Origin of the sequence: Nocardia sp. NPDC050175 (assembly GCF_044459885.1) — a bacterium.
Lineage (GTDB): Bacteria > Actinomycetota > Actinomycetes > Mycobacteriales > Mycobacteriaceae > Nocardia.
On sequence record NZ_JBITJI010000007.1, the window covers coordinates 49,202 to 68,191 of the forward strand.

General features: G+C 66.5%; 16 protein-coding genes and 1 pseudogene. 7 read left to right on the forward strand and 10 right to left on the reverse strand.

Translation table 11 applies throughout. The features are described from left to right. Positions 1–34 precede the first annotated feature (34 nt). The 3 genes from ACIBK2_RS24170 to ACIBK2_RS24180 all read left to right on the forward strand — a co-directional run bounded on the left by ACIBK2_RS24170 (position 35) and on the right by ACIBK2_RS24180 (position 3,711). Positions 35–1,660, forward strand: coding sequence for a molybdopterin-dependent oxidoreductase (locus ACIBK2_RS24170; protein WP_396970039.1), 1,626 nt, complete (start codon positions 35–37; stop codon positions 1,658–1,660). Between the two features lie 252 nt (positions 1,661–1,912). Continuing rightward, positions 1,913–2,692 carry a helix-turn-helix domain-containing protein gene (locus tag ACIBK2_RS24175; protein ID WP_396970041.1) on the forward strand — a complete coding sequence of 260 codons (780 nt, stop codon included), beginning with the start codon at positions 1,913–1,915 and terminating at the stop codon, positions 2,690–2,692. Next, positions 2,689–3,711, forward strand: coding sequence for a fructosamine kinase family protein (locus ACIBK2_RS24180; RefSeq protein ID WP_396970043.1), 1,023 nt, complete (start codon positions 2,689–2,691; stop codon positions 3,709–3,711). Before ACIBK2_RS24175 ends, ACIBK2_RS24180 begins: the two co-directional genes overlap by 4 nt. Before the next feature lie 151 nt (positions 3,712–3,862). Here ACIBK2_RS24180 and ACIBK2_RS24185 read toward each other — a convergent pair whose 3' ends face one another. The 4 genes and pseudogenes from ACIBK2_RS24185 to ACIBK2_RS24200 all read right to left on the reverse strand — a co-directional run. Then, a complete protein-coding gene (locus ACIBK2_RS24185) occupies positions 3,863–4,738 on the reverse strand; it encodes a TIGR03619 family F420-dependent LLM class oxidoreductase (protein ID WP_396970045.1) in 876 nt (291 codons plus the stop codon). A gap of 1 nt (position 4,739) precedes the next feature. Then, positions 4,740–6,185: an FAD-binding protein gene (locus ACIBK2_RS24190; RefSeq protein WP_396970047.1), complete on the reverse strand. Its 1,446-nt coding sequence runs from the start codon at positions 6,183–6,185 to the stop codon at positions 4,740–4,742. Next, on the reverse strand, positions 6,176–6,331 hold the full coding sequence (locus ACIBK2_RS24195) for a hypothetical protein (RefSeq protein WP_396970840.1): 156 nt from the start codon (positions 6,329–6,331) through the stop codon (positions 6,176–6,178). The genes ACIBK2_RS24190 and ACIBK2_RS24195 overlap by 10 nt, the downstream gene beginning before the upstream one ends. A gap of 80 nt (positions 6,332–6,411) precedes the next feature. Then, positions 6,412–6,678 (reverse strand): annotated as a pseudogene (locus ACIBK2_RS24200) (VOC family protein); the annotation flags it as partial. Between the two features lie 128 nt (positions 6,679–6,806). Between ACIBK2_RS24200 and ACIBK2_RS24205 the strand changes: the two are divergent. Beyond that, positions 6,807–7,442 carry a TetR family transcriptional regulator gene (locus ACIBK2_RS24205; RefSeq protein WP_396970049.1) on the forward strand — a complete coding sequence of 212 codons (636 nt, stop codon included), beginning with the start codon at positions 6,807–6,809 and terminating at the stop codon, positions 7,440–7,442. Between the two features lie 204 nt (positions 7,443–7,646). Here ACIBK2_RS24205 and ACIBK2_RS24210 read toward each other — a convergent pair whose 3' ends face one another. Further along, a complete protein-coding gene (locus tag ACIBK2_RS24210; RefSeq protein WP_396970796.1) occupies positions 7,647–8,375 on the reverse strand; it encodes a GNAT family N-acetyltransferase in 729 nt (242 codons plus the stop codon). A 243-nt stretch (positions 8,376–8,618) separates the two neighbouring features. Here ACIBK2_RS24210 and ACIBK2_RS24215 point away from each other — a divergent pair, with 243 nt between their 5' ends. Continuing rightward, positions 8,619–9,104 (forward strand): GNAT family N-acetyltransferase, encoded by a 486-nt coding sequence (locus tag ACIBK2_RS24215; RefSeq protein WP_396970051.1) that lies wholly within the window; start codon positions 8,619–8,621, stop codon positions 9,102–9,104. 87 nt (positions 9,105–9,191) lie between these two features. Further along, entirely contained in the window at positions 9,192–9,578 is a 387-nt protein-coding gene (locus ACIBK2_RS24220) for a VOC family protein (RefSeq protein ID WP_396970053.1), read from the forward strand. Here the strand turns inward: ACIBK2_RS24220 and ACIBK2_RS24225 are convergent. Beyond that, positions 9,566–10,375, reverse strand: a complete 810-nt coding sequence (locus ACIBK2_RS24225; protein ID WP_396970054.1) for a HugZ family protein — start codon at positions 10,373–10,375, stop codon at positions 9,566–9,568. The two genes, ACIBK2_RS24220 and ACIBK2_RS24225, sit on opposite strands and share 13 nt — an antisense overlap. A gap of 138 nt (positions 10,376–10,513) precedes the next feature. Here ACIBK2_RS24225 and ACIBK2_RS24230 point away from each other — a divergent pair, with 138 nt between their 5' ends. Next, positions 10,514–11,605: a hypothetical protein gene (locus ACIBK2_RS24230; RefSeq protein ID WP_357388900.1), complete on the forward strand. Its 1,092-nt coding sequence runs from the start codon at positions 10,514–10,516 to the stop codon at positions 11,603–11,605. Positions 11,606–12,340: 735 nt separating this feature from the next. On the opposite strand, the gene ACIBK2_RS24235 is transcribed toward ACIBK2_RS24230, so the two are convergent. The 4 genes from ACIBK2_RS24235 to ACIBK2_RS24250 form a co-directional block, all read right to left on the reverse strand. Continuing rightward, positions 12,341–13,597, reverse strand: a complete 1,257-nt coding sequence (locus tag ACIBK2_RS24235; protein ID WP_396970056.1) for a lipase family alpha/beta hydrolase — start codon at positions 13,595–13,597, stop codon at positions 12,341–12,343. Positions 13,598–13,830: 233 nt separating this feature from the next. Beyond that, positions 13,831–14,838 (reverse strand): SMP-30/gluconolactonase/LRE family protein, encoded by a 1,008-nt coding sequence (locus ACIBK2_RS24240; protein ID WP_396970058.1) that lies wholly within the window; start codon positions 14,836–14,838, stop codon positions 13,831–13,833. Positions 14,839–15,319: 481 nt separating this feature from the next. Further along, positions 15,320–16,036 (reverse strand): metal-dependent hydrolase, encoded by a 717-nt coding sequence (locus tag ACIBK2_RS24245; protein ID WP_396970059.1) that lies wholly within the window; start codon positions 16,034–16,036, stop codon positions 15,320–15,322. A 532-nt stretch (positions 16,037–16,568) separates the two neighbouring features. Continuing rightward, the gene (locus ACIBK2_RS24250; RefSeq protein ID WP_396970061.1) at positions 16,569–18,806 is read right to left on the reverse strand and encodes a serine/threonine-protein kinase; all 2,238 of its coding nucleotides are present in this window, start codon (positions 18,804–18,806) and stop codon (positions 16,569–16,571) included. Positions 18,807–18,990 lie beyond the last annotated feature (184 nt).

Genomic DNA, 18,990 nt, shown 5'->3' on the forward strand with positions numbered 1-18,990 from the left:
GCAGCTTCCCATCCCGAACAGCAGGGAGACTGCGATGAAACAGCTTGTGGCACAAGCACGCCCGAAACCAGCGCGCAGCATATCCGCTGCGGCCCTAGCGGGGGTCCTGGCCGCCCTGACAGTACTCGGCGTCGGCCACCTGGTCGCCGCCTTCATCGACCCCGCCGCCTCGCCGTTCTACGCGATGGGCTCCGCGGTAGTCGACCATACGCCACACGCGTTGAAGGACGCCGCGATTCGACGTTTCGGCAGCAACGACAAGCTCGCCCTGTTCGCATCGATGGCCGCGGTAATGATCGTCTTCGCCGCAATCCTCGGCATTGTGGAGCGCCGCCGCCCACTGGGCAGCGCCCTACTGATCCTGCTCGGCGGAGTAGTACTCGGAGCCGCACTCCAACGCCCAACGGCCACACCGTGGTTCGCGCTGCCAACGGTCATCGGCGTCGCGGCGGGTGTGCTGGCCCTACGTGTGCTCATCGGCCGGATCGCGGGCGGCGGTCTCGGGCTCAGTGCTGAGTCGGCGGCAAGCGTTGAACCGAAATCAGACGGTGGTCAAGAACCGAACGGACAGTCACCGCCGAAAGCTGGCGGTGCTTCGCGACGTCGCTTCCTCACCCTCGCGGCTGGGGTGGGAGCCGTGGCTGTGGGTGCGGCCGTTGCCGGGCAGTGGATCGGTGCGCGGCTGCGGGATGTGGTGGCCGATCGGGCGGGGTTCGTTGTGCCGCGTCCGGTGGTTCCGGCACCGCCTGTCGAGCCTGGTGTGCGGCCGTCGGTTCCGGGGTTGACCGAGTTCGTCACTCCCAACGATCGGTTCTATCGTGTCGACACCGCGCTGCAACTCCCGGCGCTGACGAGTGGCAATTGGCGGCTGCGAATCCATGGAATGGTTGATCGCCCAATGGAATTGGACTTCGACGAGCTTCGTCGGCGGGTGGCGGTCGAGCGCCTGATCACCATGACATGCGTATCCAACGAGGTCGGTGGCGATTTGGCAGGTACCGCCGTCTGGACGGGATATCCATTGGCCGACCTGCTCGCCGAGGTGGGTGTGCGACCCGAGGCCGATATGCTGCTGTCCCGCAGCGTCGACGGATTCACCGCGGGCACACCGGTTTCCGCGGTTACCGACGGCCGCGACGCGCTACTGGCGGTGGGGATGAACGGCGAACCACTGCCGATCGCCCACGGTTATCCGGCGCGACTGATCGTCCCCGGCCTCTACGGCTACGTATCCGCCACCAAATGGGTCATCGATCTCGAACTCACCCGCTTCGACCGCGCCAAGGCGTACTGGACCGAACGCGGTTGGGGCGCACAGGCACTCATCAAAACCGCCTCCCGCATCGATGTCCCCGCCGCATTCGCCACCGTCCCCGCGGGCGACCTCACCGTCGCCGGCGTCGCCTGGGCCCAACACCGCGGCATCGACACCGTCGAAGTCCAAGTCGACGACCAACCATGGCAACCGGCCACCCTCGCCGACGAATACTCCACCGACACCTGGCGCCAATGGACCTGGCCCTGGACCGCCACCCCCGGCCCCCACACCCTCCGCGTCCGCGCCACCGACCGCTCCGGCACCCTCCAAACCGACCGTCGCGTCCCACCCTTCCCCGACGGCTCCACCGGCTGGCACAGCCGCGTGATCACCGTGCGCTGAGGGGCAAGGCGCCGTAGAACCGATCCTCACCGAGGGCGTCTGCACTGTCTCGGCATAAGCGGCGTGGCGCAAGAGCATGTCGCGACCCTGGCGATAGGCCGCACGGAGCGCTAGCACGCTGCGACCTTGGCTTTGCTCGGACGGATAGAAGCCAAGCGCGGCACACATGTCGTCGGCGATGATGCCGAGTGGCTCGGGGTCATTACCTGTGAGGTAATCGTCGTGGCGTCGGGTTGTTCGTAGGATCGGGGAGTGGGTACGCAAACAGCTGGTGATCTGCTGCGGCATTGGCGGCTCGAGCGCAGGCTCAGTCAGCTGGAGTTGGCGGGGCGCGCCGAGACGTCGGCTCGGCATCTGAGTTTCATCGAGACCGGTCGTTCGACGCCGAGTCGGACGATGTTGGTGCATCTGAGCGAACATCTGGAAATTCCACTGCGCGAACGCAATCGGCTGTTGCTCGCCGCGGGCTATGCACCCGCCTACGCCGAACCCTCGCTCGATACTCCCGCGATGGACGCGGTCCGTCGCGCGATGCGGCAGATCCTCGTCGGCCATCAGCCATATCCGGCGTTGGCCATCGATCAGAACTGGACCATGATCGACGCGAACTCCGGCGTCGCGCTACTTCTCGCCGACATCGACCCCGCGTTGCTGACGCCACCGGTGAATGCGCTGCGGTTGAGCCTGCATCCCGACGGCATGGCGGACCAGATCGTCAATCTCGCGGAATGGCGCGGCCATGTGTTCGCGCGCCTGTCCCGCCAGATCGAGGTCACCGGTTCGCCCGACCTGGTCGAACTGCGCGACGAGTTACTCGCCTATCCCGGCGGTGAGATCGACCCGGCACTGCCCGAGCCCGACCAATCCGTCGTCTCGCTACGCCTGCTCCGCGATGGCCACGAACTGTCGTTCCTCAGCGTCACCACCGTCTTCGGCACCCCGATGAACGTCACCGTCGCCGAACTCGCCATCGAATCATTCTTCCCCGCCGACGAGGAAACCATGAAGCGCCTCACCGCCCAGACCTCATGACCGTCGCCGACCGGCTCGGCGCACTCCTCGACACCCCAGTCCGCGCCGTCACCGACCTCGGGTCGAGTCACGCCTGGACCCTGCACCGCGCGACGCTGGCCGAAGGCTGCGATGTCTTCGTCAAGACCTCCGCCGAGCCGACCACGGTCTTCACCGCCGAAGCCGCAGGCCTGCGCTGGCTCGCCACCGGGCGAGGGGCAGCTGCTGACCGACAGGTCGCGCTGGACCACACTCCCGGCACGGCTGGATCGGGTGACGTGCTGAATGACGCGCCGGGCCGGGCCGGATCGGGTGACGTGCTGAATGACGCGCCGGGCCGGGCCGGATCGGGTGACGTGCTGAACCACGCGCCGGGTCAGGTCGGAGCGGGTCCGAAGCTTCTCCCCGAAGTGCTTGCCGCCGATGACCACACGATCGTGCTGCCATGGTTCGATGACATCGGATCCACCCCCGCCGCAGCCGAGCGGTTCGGTCGGGAACTCGCTGCGCTGCACGCGAATTCACCCGAGTCATTCGGTGCACCATGGCAAGGTTGGATCGCCGAACTACCCCTGGACAACACACTGTCCACCGGCCCGTGGGCCCAGTGGTACGCCGAACGCCGGCTCGCACCCTACCTACCCCAGGCTGCCCGACACCTCGGCCAAGACGGAATCCGCTTGCTGGAGAAGGTCATCGACCGCATCGACGCCCTCTCCGGCCCACCGGAACCGCCCGCCCGCATCCACGGCGACCTCTGGTCCGGCAACATCCTCTGGACCTCCGACGGCGCCGTCCTCATCGACCCCGCCGCCCACGCAGGCCACCGCGAAACCGATCTGGCCATGCTCGCCCTCTTCGGCGCTCCGCACCTCGACCGAATCCGCGCCACCTACAACGAAACCCACCCCCTCACCGACGGCTGGCGCACCCGCATCCCCTTACACCAACTCCACCACCTACTCGTCCACGTCGTCCTGTACGGCGCAAGCTACCGCTCCCAAACCCTCACCGCTGCCACTGCGGCTCTAGCGGTCTAGCGCTCACGTCGATGGCGGACACCGTCCTGACCGCCGCGGCCCGCAACGAAACCGACTGCAGCCCAACACCGCCGAGGTCCGAAAGCTGCGTCACGGCGATACGTTCCCGAAGCGGACCGGAGACGCTCACGGGGTGTCGATCATGAAGCATTCAGCTTCCGCTGCGCGCGATCACCTTCTCAGCGAACCGGGACAGGTTCGCGATCTTGGTATCGAGAGGTTCGGTGTCCTGTTCGAGGGTGTAGGGGAGGCGGAAGCCGACGATGACGTCGGTGACGCCTTTGTCTTCGAGCCGTTTGATGCCGTCGACGGTGAATCCGTCGAGCGAGATCACGTGCACCTCGAAGTCCTTCCGCGTCCCGTATTCGGCCCGCAGCCCCTCCAATTCGACCAGCAGTCGATCGAGTTCGGCCCCGTCGCCGCCCGCGTGCATCCATCCGTCACCGCGTTGGGCCGCCCGCCGCAGCGCTGGCTTGCTGTGCCCGCCGATGAGGATCGGCACGGGCTCACTCGGCACCGGACTGATCTTGATCGGCGGAATATCGTAGAACTCCCCGTGGAACTCGAAGTACCCGCCCGAGGTGAGCCCGCGCACGATGTCGATGCACTCGTCCATCCGCGCGCCACGCTTCTCGAACGGCACGTCCATGATCTCGAAATCATCGGGCCACGGACTGATCCCGACGCCGAGCCCGAACCGATTACCGCTCAACGCGGCCACCGACGCGGTCTGCTTGGCGACCAGCACCGGCGGCCGGATCGGCAATTTCAGCACGAACGGCGTGAACCGCAACGTGGTGGTGGCGGCCGCCATCGCCGCGCTGAGCACGAACGCCTCGATGAACGGCTTGTCCTCCAGGAATTCCCGGTTCCCGTCGGGGGTGTACGGGTACTTGGCGTCGGAGTCGCGCGGATAGGCGATGCTGTCCGCGACCGCCATCGACGTGTATCCGGCCGCCTCCGCGGCCTGGGCCAGCGGCACGTAGTACGCCGGGTCCGTCATCGTCTCGGCATAGGTGAAGCGCATATCAGACGCCTTCCTGGCGCCGCAGCGCCGCGTGTGTCCCGGCGCGGCGCCCGAAGAACGAGCCCTCACCGAGACAGGTTCCACTCGAATAGCCGCCGGTGTCCTGCGCGATGTTCGATGCGCAGGCTCCGGCGGCGTACAGCCCCTCGATGGTCGACCCGTCGGCTCGTCGCACCGCACCGTCGACGGTGGTGCTGAGTCCGCCGAGGGTGAACCCGACGTAGGTGGCGATGCCGGGCGTCAAATCGAAAGCGCCCCAAGGTCCTTGGGTCAACGGTGTGATCCAGTCCGGATGCTTTCCGAGCTCGGGGTCGTGCTCGTCGGCCGCCGCCACGTTGTAGTTGGCCAGGGTCTCCTGCAATGCGCCGACGGGCATGTTCAGCGCGGCTTCCATCAGCGCGATGGTCTCCCAGCCGTCGATGAACTTCACCATCGGCAGCTCCGGCCACGCCATGTGCTTGCTGTCCACGATGAGGTAGGCCGTCGAATCCGGTTGCGCGACAACTTCTCCCGCTGTCCGCCCGTGATAGGAGTCCTCGGCGACGAACCGTCGGCCCACCTTGTTGACGATGATGCCGTGCAGCAGAACTGCGGGCGGATAGAACGAGGCGGTGAGGAACGCGCCGTCCATGTGCGCGGTCGCCCCACCCGCCGATTGACCGAGCCGGATACCGAGCCCGTCGTCGGACGGCACGCCCAACGGCACGAAATGCGGTGCGAGCCGCGAGGTATAGGCGGCGAGCATGTCCGCATTCATCACATACCCACCGGCTGCCAGCACCACCGCGCCCGATGCCGCGCCACCCGGCCAGCGCACCCCGACGACCCGATCCCCGAAGCCGACGAGCTGCTCGACCTTCGTCTCATACCGGACCCGGATACCGAGCTCACGCACCCGCGCGGTGAGTACCCGCATCACTTCGTTGCCACCACGCTCGGCGGGTGCGTTCACCTTGTGCCCGCGCGGTGCCGGACGCGCGAGTTCCAGATAGGGCGAGACCTTCTCGTTCCCGGTCCACATCAAACCCTCGGTGCCCGGCTGCACGACCGCCTTACCGGGATAGAACGAACGCTCGAACGTCAGCCCCTGCGCCTCCAGCCACGCGAAATGCGCGACGCTGCCCGCACAGTAGGCATCGATCTCGAGGGGATCGGGATCTGGCGAGACGGCCGTCAAGTAATCGCGCATCGCGTCCACGCTGTCCGTATGTCCGGTCGCCTGCTGCACCGGCGTGCCACCACCGAGGTAGAAATGCCCGGCCGCCAACGCAGACGCCCCGCCGGCGGCGCCGGTGCGCTCCAGGATCAGGACAGCCGCACCCGCCTCGGCCGCAGCGATCGCCGCACAGGCTCCGGCGATGCCGAAACCGACAACCAGCACGTCCGCGGTGTCGTCCCACTGCGGCGGGCTCGACACCAGTTGCGGCACTTCGGTTCCTACCGCCATGGATTCGCGAACCCGTCCGGGATCAGCGCGTCGAATATCGCCTTCATCTCGTCCGACAGCCGCATCAACTCGAAGCACGATCCGATCGCCCCGCCCGCGAGATACGTGAAGTCCATCCCGACACCCGCGAACTTGCCCCGCGCCACGACCTCGATTCCCGCCGACCGTGCTCATCGAGCGCACCGTCATAGTCGGCCGGCACCCATGCCGCATGATGCAGCCCTGGCCCGACCTGATCGAGGTGCTCGCTGTACAAACTGGCCCCACCCCGTGGCTCGATCAACTCCAACTGCTGCCCACCCGCATAGCCAAGTCCCACTGTGATCGTGTAATCGGCTGGCGCGCCATGCAATTCGCACAGGTCCGGCCCGAAATGCACATCCGGAATGGTGAACCATTTCGCCACTCCATACCGCTGAGTGAACTCCCGTTGCGCCGCCGCCATATCCCGAACAACCCAGCACAGCTGAAAGATCGGCCCCTCGGCGATCATCGAACGGCCGCATTCGTACGGATCGCGCGTCTCGTGCCGATCCCTACCGTCACCCGCTCGCTAACCACTTCTTCAACTAAACACGCATGCTTAACCCAGTCAAGCCTAGGGTTTAGTACAGTCCACCTATGCTCATCGCCGATTCGCGCGCGTCCCTACTCGACGCGGGGGAGCGACTCATCGCCGAACGCGGAGTAGAGGTTCCGCTGCGCGAGATCGCCGCCGCCGCGGGCCACCGCAACAACTCCGCGGTGCACTACTACTTCGACTCCCGCCACGGCCTGATCGAAGCCATCGTCGACCGCCGGATGAACTGGCTCGAAGAACGCCGCATGCACCTGCTCGCCACCCACGAGGCCGACGGCACCGCACACGACATCAACACCCTCGTCACCATGCTCGCCGCACCGATCCTCGAACTCATCACCCAGGACGAGGTCACCCACTACGGTCGCTTCCTCGAGGTCGTGCGCGCCCACCCCGTGGTCGCCGACCCCCGTCGCCTCGCGGGCACCGACCGCGCCGCCGTCCGCATCCTCGCCACCCGCCTCGCCGCCGCCCTCCCGCAACTCACCCCACGCCGACGCCGCCAACGCCTCGAAACCATGGCCACCGTCATGTTCGCCCTCATCGCCGACTACGAACGCGCCCTCGAAGCAGGCCTGCGCAAACCCCACCCGGACGACACCGCCGAAATCACCGACATGATCGTCGCCATGCTCACCGTCCCCACCCGCGACGCGAAACCCACCCGCCACCGCTGAAACCTGCGCGATCGGCCCCCCACCGAGCCGCGCCAGTCGCCCCGTTCAATGCTGATCGTTGCGGGACCAGGGCCTGGTTCCTGTCTCCGCGGCGGGCCGCGGATGCGGCCGATGCCGGTGGTGACGAATGTGGGCGAACCCGCGCGGGAATTCTCGCCGCCGCGGTTGCCGCCTTTTCGCAGTCGGCCCGATACCCGGACGGTCCTAATGGGTTGCGCCGAGCCGCATTTGGATCTGCTCCTCGACGACCTCGTAGCCCAACCGCTGGTAGATGCCGTTGCTCGTGGGATTCGACCGGTCGGTGAACAGCAGAACCTCGCGATTTCCGTTATCCAACGCGACTTGCGACACGTGGTGCGTCACCGCGGCCGCATAACCATGCCCGCGATGTTCCGGTGGGGTAGCCACCAGGCCGACCCGCACGATTCCGGCGACGCTGCGCGAGAGCGAGGCGACCGACACCGGCTGTCCGTCGACCTCCCACAACCAGATGCCGTGGTAGGACAGCCGCTCACCGACCACATCGAACGACGCCGAGGTTTCCTCTTCGGAGAACACCTTGGTGAAATCCTCCAGCACCGCCCGGTCGGACTCCTGCGCAAGCCTGGCCTGCCCGGCCGTCGGGCGGGGTGCCACCAGGCCATTCAACCGGTAGAGAAGCTGGCGGTCGACGACCTCGGAGCCACGTTGCGCGGCCTCGGCGAAGGCTCGCACGACATCGACCGGGCCGTTGACATAGTCGACTTCCCGACCGGCGGTGTTCAGTACCGCGACCAACTCCGCCGTATCGGCGGCGGCCAGTCCGAACAGGCCCAGCGGGAACGGCCGGGTATGCAGGATCGCTCCGCCGACCCGACCGTCGCGTGACAACCAGCCGAACAGCGGCGGGTTCGGGTGCCGCGGCGCATTGCCTGCGGCAACGGTCGCACTCACAGTCAACGCGACATTGTGTTCAGCAGGGCGGGACCGCAGAAACTCGCCGGCCGCCCCCAGATACTGCTCAACATCTTCGGTGAAGTTCCAGCCCATTGCGTCCATGCTGCCGATACGAGGCTCGAGGCGCATCCCAATTGATTGCGCGGTCCATGGGGTGCCGGTGGCTCGGCAAAGACAGTAGGTGCAGGCGCGGAGGTTAATGAGTGGGATCAGCTGCGTCACCCGAGTTAGCTTGTGGTCATGCGGGTTCGTGAACACACTCCAGCCGACTGGCCGCAGGTCTGGCCCATCGTTCGTGACATCGTAAGGGCCGGTGAGACGTTCACCTACGACCCGGCGATGACCGAGGAACAAGCCCACGACATCTGGGTGAAAGGACCACCCGCGGTGACCGCCGTGGCCGTGATCGACGATCGAGTGGTGGGTAGCGCCAACGCGTACGCCAATCGGCCCGGCCCGGGCGCACACGTGTCGACCGCCAGCTTCATGGTCGCCGCCGAGGCCCGCGGCAAAGGCGTCGGTACAGCGCTGTGCCGGTTCGTGATGGCGTGGGCGAAGGAGCAAGGCTTCGCCGGCATGCAGTTCAACGCCGTGGCGGCATCCAACCACCGGGCCATTGACCTCTACCGGCGGCTGGGCTTCGAGATCGTGGGAACCGTGCCCGGCGCGTTTCACCACCCCACGCTCGGCCGGGTCGGTCTGCACGTCATGTACTGCGAGTTCTGAGTGATCGGCGCAGACAACCAACCGCGTCGCTGACCCGAGCACGGTGGGTTGTCCAGTGTGGCTCCCGCGCTGGGATACGGTCGCGTAGTGGAACTCCTAGGCATTCATCACGTGGCGATCATCGCGTCCGACTATGTCCGGTCCAAGCGGTTCTACGCGGAAACACTCGGGCTCGCCGTGATCGCCGAGCAGTATCGGGCCGAACGCCGCTCCTACAAGCTCGACCTGGCCATCCCCGGCGGCAGCCGCATCGAACTGTTCTCCTTCCCCGAACCGCCCGACCGCGCGAGCTGGCCGGAGGCGGCGGGCCTGCGGCACCTGGCGTTCGCGGTCCGCGACGTCGCCGCGACACTCGACGAGCTCGCCGCCAAGGGTGTCCGCACCGAAGAACTGCGTGTCGACGAGGTCACCGGAAAACGCATGGCGTTCTTCTTCGACCCCGACGACCTGCCCCTGGAACTCTACGAAGTCTGATTCATCCCGCGCGCCCGCCGCGCCAATTCCACTGTCGCCGCACGCAACTCATCGATCGCGCCGATCGGCTCCGCATAACCCACCCGGGTCCGCGCCACCCCGCGCGGCGTCACCACCCGCAAATCCAGCCCATACCGATCGGCGCGCTCACAACTCGCCTCGGTCGCATCCGGATACCCACCCAGCGCCTGCGCCATCGCCAGCAACGCCGGGGCATGATCGTCATTGAGATGCACGATCGCACTCGCCGCCACCGGCACGATCGGATCCGGCGTCATCGCCGCATACTGCTCCGCGGTCGCCGAATCCATCCGCCCATACCCGCCGACCCAGCGCACCCGCCGAACCCGCAACACCCACACCGAGAAATCGCTGTAGTCGATATAGAACTTCGCCGCCGGCACCGCCACCAGATGCGCCTCCCGCGCGGCCTCGGCCTCCGCACCCACCGGCCGCTCCACCACACCGGCCAGTGTGATCCTCGTCCCCGCCAGCGGATCCGCAGGCGCGTCCGGCGCCACGATCGAGAGACTGGCCCGCTGATCGCCCGCCAGGTTACGACCGTGCTCGGCCATCCGGGACACACACAGCACCGGCTGCCCGTCCAGCAACCCGTACGTCACCAGCGACGCCCACGGCGTCCCGTCCTCGCTCAAACTGCCCAGCGTCGCGGTATTCGTCGCGGCGGCAACCGTTCTCGCCTCCTCGGCCGCCGACGGCCGCGCGGGATTCGCCACCGGCGCGGTCGGCTGCGGAATCGAAGGAGCGTCGCCCGGGTCACCGTGGTCAAGGGTCATGTCGTCCATCTTCTCCTGCCCCACCGACAAGATGCCAACGGGGCGTCACCAGCCGGTCATGTCGAATCGGCATGCGTAGTACGGCCAATGGATCGGATCGACCGCGCGGATCGCGCCCGAATAGAGCAGACTTGCCGAGTGACCCGATACGCATTCGACGCCGACCACAACGTGCTGATCGCCATCTGGGCGACCGGACGCGGTGACCTCGCCCAAACGGTTGCCACCATGCCTCGGACGGTAACCCAAGATCAGGCAACAAATCTGGCGTCGAACCTGACCACGCTGTCGCGGTTCCACTGGCGCACCTACACCCACCCGGCCAGCGCGGCCGGCGACCCCGACATCCCCAACAGCGAGGCCTGGCGCCGCGCCGAAGAACGCCGCAACTTCAAAGAGGTCGAGGCCGGCATCCGCAGCCCCAACCTGCCCTCCGAAGAAGGACTCGTCGTCTCCTACAGCGGCGTCGTCGAATCCGCGCACCGCGTCGGCCGCACCCTCTACGACATCGACGACCTCGCCCTGCGCGACACCATCGCCGCCGAAGTCAGCAACGAACAAGCCGCCATCGAATCCGCCGAACGCGGCGACCTGTCCGGCCGCGCCCGCCAAGCCGTCGAACTCTCCCGCCCCGACGTCTCCCCGGCCCAGGTCCAAGCCGCCGACGACCTCTTACGCGCCGACCCGCTCGGCTCCATCGAACTGTTCACCGAACTCGACCCCGCCTCCGCCTCCGTCGCCGCCGCGCACTGGCTGCTCGCCGCCGCCGAGGTCGCAGGCGAAATGGCCGGCGTGCCCTGCACCGATGTCGTCGTGGAAGCCGACGACATCGAAGCACTCCAGGTCGAAACCCCCACCCTCGTGCTGGAACGCCTCGACGCGGGGGAGAGCCCCACCGAAGTAGTCGTCGACCTCATCGCCGAAGCCATGGCCGTACACGAGGGCCGCGTCCCCGCGCCCTGGGCCGTTGTCGGCCGTGTCGCCGAAATCGAAGAGCAGGCCCGCAAATTCGAGGTCGACGCCGACACCCGCGAGGCCATGCTCGCCGGCTTCCGCATCAGCCGCCTCGACCCCTCCCGCCCCGCCCTCGACCTCCTCGAAGACCTCCTCGACGGCATCCGCGGCTGCCTCCTCCTCTACGCAGCCCACACCGACGACCCCGACGTGGAAACCCTCTTCACCGCGGACGTCCGCCTAGAAGCCGACGCCGACCCCGAACACCTCCTCTGAACCACCGGGACTACTCACGACAGGCCGGGCCTCGACTCCGGGGCCCGGCCTGTCGCGCAAGCCGGGCCGGACCGCCATCGCCAAGCTCGCTACGCCGACTTGACGTACGAAGCATGCTCTTGACGTAGGTTGCAGCATGCGTCAAGAGCACGCTTCGTACGTCAAGAGCGGCTAGGCGGGCGTGGTGATGCCTAGGCGTGCGCGGAATTTCGCGGATGTGTCCGTTGTGGGACGAGGGGTTGCGTCGCCGCCTGGTCCGCGGGGTTCGATCGATGGCTGGACTCGTTCGCCGGACGGGTCTGCCGATGCGGGTGGCTAGGCCCCCGTCGGTGTCTAGCCTGCTACGCCGACTTGACGTACGAAGGATGTTCTTGACTTAGGTTGCAGCATGCGTCAAGAACATGCTTCGTACGTCAAGAGCGGCCACAGGGGCGTGGTGCTGACTGAGCGTGCGCGGAAATGATGCGCGACCTGGGCAACGAGGAAGGCCGGTTCGTGGATGTGGGCCACTCGTCACTGGCCTGACGGCGTACGTCGCCAGTGGTCGGGCGATTGCGATGGGTCATCGAGTGGCGTCTGGTGGCGGTGAACGGGAGAGGGACCTCGCCGGGGCGGCACTACTGGCCGTCGGCGTAGATCCCCAGTGGTCGGACGGTCGGGTGATTCCTGCGCTCGGTTATCGGGTGGCGCCTGGTGGCGAACGCGAGAGGGCCTCGCTGGGGCCGGCGTTCGGGTTTACTTCGCTGCGCGGTCGGCGGTGGCGGGGTCGGGGGCGGTGCTCAGCCAGGTTAGGAGGCCCTCGTAGACGGCGTGGTGGTTGAGGAGGGTGAAGTGGTTGGCGGCGGGGATGTGTAGGCCGTTGGAGTCGTCGAAACCTATGCGGCGGGCTCGGTTTCGGCCTGCGGCGCTGGGGGTGAGGACTAGGCCGTCGCCGATGATTCGGCCCAGGGGGTGGCGGGGGCTGCGGGTGATGCTGGCGGTGACGAAGTAGTGGGCTGCGCCGTCGAGGAGGGGGACCTCGCGGATCGCTCTGCGGGTCAACGCGTCTGTGTCGGCGCCGTGCCAGTCCTCGTCCACCAGGGAGCCGTGTCGTAGATCGCGGATTCCTGCGCTGCGGCGACGGAGCAGGCGACCGAACGGGCGGGTCTCTGGCACGCGGACCAGCGCTGCGGACGCGTAGTGCACGAGTTGCTCCAGCGGCGCACCCAGATGTGGCGAACCCAGACAGACGAGATGGCGAACCTTGCGCACCCAGGCCAACTCGGACTCGCTGGCATCGAAACACGCACCACGGGCGATCAATCCGCCCATCGAATGCCCGACCAGCGACAGCTGTTCGATCTCGACCGGCCAGTGCGCGACGAGCCGTTCCAGCAACGCACTCAACTGACGAGCATTCTCCGAGATGTGCAGGCCGCTGTTGTAGCGGATCTGCAAGGTGCTGTATCCGAGATCCTGTTCGATCCCCTCGGCGTACGACGTGCGCCCGCCCAACCGCCACGCGTGCTCGGTCTCCACCAACCCGTGCAGAAAGACCACCACCCGCGAACTCGGCTGCGCGACATAGTTCCCGATCTGCTCGGGCGCCACCGGATCCCCGTCCACCCGCAACGTCATCGGCCCGGCGAGGATGGGACGCGCGTCCTCGAGGCTGTCACCGATCAGTCCCTGCAGCGCTCCGAGGAAGCCCGCCCCGAACACCGTCCGCGAAGGCACCTCGCCACCCGGCAGATCCGCGGTCTTCGCCGCCAATCGACCCGCCGTGACAGCCGTCCCACTCACGATCCGATACACACTGTCGGCAATCGCGTCATGCACCACCTCAACAGGCACCGCGGCCGGACCGACCCCCAACCGCACCGCCGCGAACACCCGCCCGGCGATCGCCCGGTGCACGGACGCGATCCCGCCCACCGCCCCGCCGAGCTCGTCGCCCGCCAACCGGGCGAGGGCCCGGACCTCGGCCTTTCGCTGGTGCGTCTGCTCAGTCATTATTTCAGTGTACAAGCGTGCACTGAAATCGTCCTGCCGACGAAACCCGTCGCCGTTAGTGGCAGCCCCGCCGCGGCAATCTCCGCCATTGATCGTTGATTCCCGCCAGTGACCGCTTATTTCCACCGGGCGGCCGCTCCACCGGGCGGCCGCTTGTTTCCGCCGAGGTTGGATCCCTTCTTCCCGGTAGGCATGTCCGCCCGGAATCGGCGCACCGAATCGGTGCCGACACGTCAGGAGGTCTGCGGCACCCGCGTCACGCCCACCGCGGACTCGGTGAGATTGCCCAGATACAAGACACCGTCCTGCTCCACGACGCCGGTGACCATCGCGAGATTCGTGCCTTCGGTCTGCAAGTCGTGCACGACGTTTCCCTCGAAGTCGACCGCCATCACCCAGATCGTCCTCGGCGGCTTCGGCTGCACCCACTCCGGCAGCATCCACACGAAGCGCCGCAAAATCCCGGGCAGCGGAAGTAACCGGTCCAGCAACGGGTTTCGTGCCGTAGGCAACGCGATCCAGACGAGCCCGTCACTGCCGAGGGCCATATTGTCCGGAAACCCGGGCAGGTTCTCGATCAGACGATCGCGCGTGCCTGCCTTCGGCCCTGTCAGCCAGTAGCGCGAAACCCGGTACCCACCTGTCTCCGCGACGACCACGCACGAACGGTCGGGAGCAAGCACCACCCCGTTGGCGAACGCCAGGTCATCGAGCAGAGTCTCGACCTCGCCGGACGGGTCGCGACGGAACAGCCGACCCGTCCCGGAATGCTCGAGGATGTCGCCCATGTACTCGGCCAGGGAATAGCGGCTCGTCGAGGACGAGAAATAAATGGTGCCATCATCGTCACGAACGACGTTGCTGGCGAACGGAAGCCGCTCACCATCGACCTCGTCGACGAGCACCTCCAGCGCGCCGTCCGGGCTCAACTGCAGCAACCCACGCTCGTAATCGCAGATCAAGACGGTGCCGTCGGGATCGGCATGCAAGCCGAGCGGCCGCCCACCGGTATTCACGAGCTGACGCACGTCACCAGTGGATGGATCGATACTGAGGACCGATCCATCGGCGATCCCGGTGATCAGTCGTCCATCGGGGCCGAGCACCACATCCTCGGGCCCCGTGCCCGGCAGCTCGAATCGAGTGAGTCCGGGAAGTGGTGGCGTGCTACGACTTTGGCGCGCTCGCGGGGGAGCGGGCGGCGGTGTCCAGCGTCGCGGGTTCATGGTCGTGGTGGGCACGACTCAGGGTAACGCCGAGTTCCTGATCTTCCGAGGGAACGGTGGGGCAGGGGAGAGGCAGCGCGGTCGAGGATCGAACAGGCGGGCCACGGATCGAGCGATGGTACGAGCGTCCAAACCGGATCTGACATGCACGACTGGACTGGAGTTCCTGGTCAGGGGCGACGGTCACTTCAATTGGGAAATAACATGTTGATACGTAGATATGCGCATTTACCTATGTGATCCGGTCCAGGTGGAATCTCCCGCCAGTCGGTACTCCTAACTAAAGACCGCATAGAAGGAAGGGGTTGCCCGCCGGAAATTTCGCGGCACGGCTCGACGGCCAGGGGAGCAGAGGCCGTTATGGCCGCCACGTCCAAGTCGCCTGTGAGCGCGTGGGTAGTCCGCACAACACAGTGGTGCGGATACGTGCCCGACACTGGGCGCCGCACAGATCCGCCGCGCATCGCTCAGCATGCACGGCGGTCTCGCGGAGTTCTTACGGTTGATGCGTGAGCGAGTACCACAGCACCGCGAGCGTGCCGAGCACGAACAGCGGTGAAAGGATCCAGGTTTCGAGCTTGTTCCCGGTGCGGTCGATGATCGGCACCCTGGTGCGGAGCTTGAACGGCCAGAAGAGCCGGCAGCCGCGGTCGGTGAGGCAGTCGCCGACCAGGTGCACCAGGGCACCGAGTCCGACGGAGAACGGCAGCCACACGGGCTTGTCGGAGATCCAGTGGTCCATGGCGAAGGTTCCGGCGACCGCGAGGACGACGATGGTTCCCCACGCCTCGATCCCGTCGCCCGGCGGGCACAGGTGCAGCGCCCGCACAGCCAACGCCAGCAGGAAGAAGACGAGCCCGAGGGTGAACCATCGCCCGATCCAATGCTCGCCCGCCCATGTGCCGTAGGAGACGGCGGCAACGAAGGCGAAGGAATGGGTGGCGTGCCGGTGCCCGCCCGAGATCCATGAGATCAGCTTGCAGAGGTAGTAGGAGACGGGACCGAGCACATGCGCGATCGTTCCTTCCGGATGGTCGGCGTCTGGCAACAGCGCCGCACCCGCCGTCAGAAATGTTCCGAGGAGCAGATCGACGGGGCCGAGATGTCCTGATACACCTTGGATTGTCGGGTAGGTCAAGATCGCGACGGGCAGCGCCGCTGCTGCCCCCGACCAGGCCAAAGCGCCACTGGTCGCATGTGAATGTCCAAGCACCGGTTGAAGGTTAGTTCACCTCAGCATTGTTCAGCGAATGCCGGTTCAGTGATCTTGTGCGACCGTCGAATTGGGGGATGGGTAACCCCTGGCGATCGAGAGTGGCTGTGCCACACGGCGATGCTGGTGGGGTAGGGGAGCGGCCGAGTGGATAATGCTGGGCGAGTTGGTATCTGATAGGAGAGCCTGAGTCGGGGCGTTGGGTAGGATCTGCGAGGCGCCACAGTTACCCGTCGGATCTACCGACATTGAAGTAACAAGGAAACATTGCGGTACCTAGATGTGCGTATATATGCATATAAACGCTATTCATCGGTCACCAACTCCTAAAGGTTCCTGCTCAACAAAGACCGCATAGGGGAGCAGGGGCAGCGAACCAGCCGGTACACGCACAGCTCCCGCAGGTACGCCAACGGCACGCCCTGCGACCAGTCCTCGACGGTCTCCCGCTCCGGCGACCAGGGCATCCGCAGCCGCCGGGGTAGATCGTCGAGTTCCTACTCGGGTACCTGAATCCGGAACGGCCGCAACGTCACGGCCGCGCGTGCGGGTTGACGATCCGGTCGAGGGCATGCAGGTCGGATTCGAGGGTGTAGAAGACCCGCAGGGTGCCGACGAACAGGAACAGTCCGCAGACGCAGAGCGCAACGATCGACGCGATCACCGTCTGCTGCTGAACCGGATCGAGGAACGCCACACCGGCGGCGACACCGAACAACGGTACGGAGGCGGCGATGCCGAGATAGATCCGGCTGCGCCGCGAGAGCCGACGGAGCTGCGCGGACTCATCGGGTGCGCGGAGTCCGGCGGCCACTAATCCGGGGTAGTACCAACGCAGTACGAAGAAGGTCACCGGGAAGTAGGTGTACACCACGGCCACCGCGGCCGCGACCAGGTGCGAGGAGATCAGGTTGAACAGCAGCCCCGCGGAGAGGTCCGCGATGGCGTGCAGCTTGAACAGGAACGCCACCAACGCAAGCAGCCACCCGGAGAACGCGACAGCCGCAATCCGGTCGCTACAGGCAAGAGTGTCCGCACGCGCCTTGGCCAGGGTCTGCTCGTCGTACTGCTTGCCTTGCCGCAGCCCGTGCGGCACCAAAAAGACCAGCCGACACCAATACAGCAGGATCGCAATCCCCACCGGATAGCCGATAGCGGCCGCGATCAACCCCAGCTTGGTCATCTGCGCCTGCCCATCGGCCCCGAGTTCGAGGTCGAGCAGTTTCGTGTTGTGTCCCGCGAGGTACAGCCCGCCGAGTATCTGCCCGAGCGCGCTGGACAACGTCACCACCGGCATCGGCCGCATCCGCAGCCTGCCGCGGAGGCTGCGTCGCGGTGGGTCGACGAGATCGCGTGCGGTCCGGTCCAGGGTGAGTTCGAGGTGCTGGGCGAGGTCCGAACCGGTGGTGTAGCGATCGTCGCGGTCGGGGGAGAGGCAGGTGAGCAGGGCGTGTCGCAGGATCTGCGGGCAGTCCGCCGGTGTGCCGGCTTGGAGGCGTTCGTCGATCGGCTTGCGGCGCAATTCGATCATTCTGGTGAGCGAGGTGTCGGATTCGCCGATGCCGAGTTCGTCGGTGAAGGGGAGCCGACCGGTGAGTAGTTCCCACAGGACGACCGCGAGAGCGTAGATATCGCTGCGGGTATCGAGGTCGGCGGCTGTGGTGGCCATGTTGGGATGACAGGCTTCGAGCTGCTCGGGGGACATGTACGCCAGTGACCCGCCGAAGTAGGCGACCGGGCTCGCTCCCGGAATGTGGGTGCTGAAGCTGATATTGAAGTCGGCGAGCTTGGGCTGGCCGTCGGCCGTGAGCAGCACGTTGGCCGGTTTGATGTCGCGGTGCAGGACGCCGGCCCGGTTGGCGTAGTCCAGCGCGGTGGCGAGTCGGCTACCGAGCCAGGCCACCGCTTCGGGCCAACTCAGTCGCGCCAGATCGGCTCGCGTGGTGGACGGTTGCGGTGTCAGCACACCACCGGAGGTCACTGCCGCGTCGACGGCGTCCAACAGCAGCTGCCCGGTGCGTTGCGCGACCGGTGTGCTGCGGACCAGGCGGAGCACACCGAGCAGGGTGCCACCGGGCACATACTGCATGTACATCAGCTTGAGGTGTTGCTCCTCGATCTGCCGTTGATCGAAGACGCGCACGATGTGTTCGTGATCGAGTTGCGCGAGCGTCTGCGGTTCACTGCCGCGGTCGCGCGAAATCTTCACCGCCACAAGCCGTTGCATCGATCGCTGCCGGGCGAGGAATACCCGCGCGAACGCGCCCTGTCCGAGCGCGATCAGCAGATCGAAGTCGTCGATGGTGGCGCCGGGTGCGATGGTGTCGAGCGCGTTGATCGCGGTCGGGTCCGAGAGCAGGGTGGTGCGGAAGTTCTCGGCGGCGATGATGTCGGTGTCGAGCTGGGTGGCGAGCTGCGCCATCTGCGCGGCGAAGTCCTGCTCGTATTCGCTGAGGTCGAGCGCGGGGTCGCCGCCGCGGCTGCGGGCGGTGATCTCCTCGTAGATGAGGTCCGGCGGCAGTGGGGCGGCGTCGAGTTCGGGGAACTGGGCCCGATAGTCGGCGAGGCGTTTGCCGTGGTGGGTCTGCTGCCAGCGGTGCTGCAGATCCACCTTGATCAACTCGATCAGCGCCGAGCGGCGCAGCCCGCCGTCGGCGGGCAGATGCGCCGCCAGGTCCGGTGGTGCGTCCGCGTCCTCCCATGCGCTGTCGAATCCAACAACCAGTCGCGTCAACGCAGTCTGCGTCGCCGCCACCCGGTCCATCTCCATGTGGCCCACCCGATCAAAAAATGGCTTCCCGAGCCCCCTCCCGAGAATAAACGATCATCACGGCCGTAGCCGTCGAATTACCTGCTACCGCTAGTTCTGCGGTCGGTCAGCTGCGTTGGCCACCACCGAAGCAATGTGCAACAAAGTGTTGCGCGTCCAGTATGTGTCGGCTACCGTCATGTGC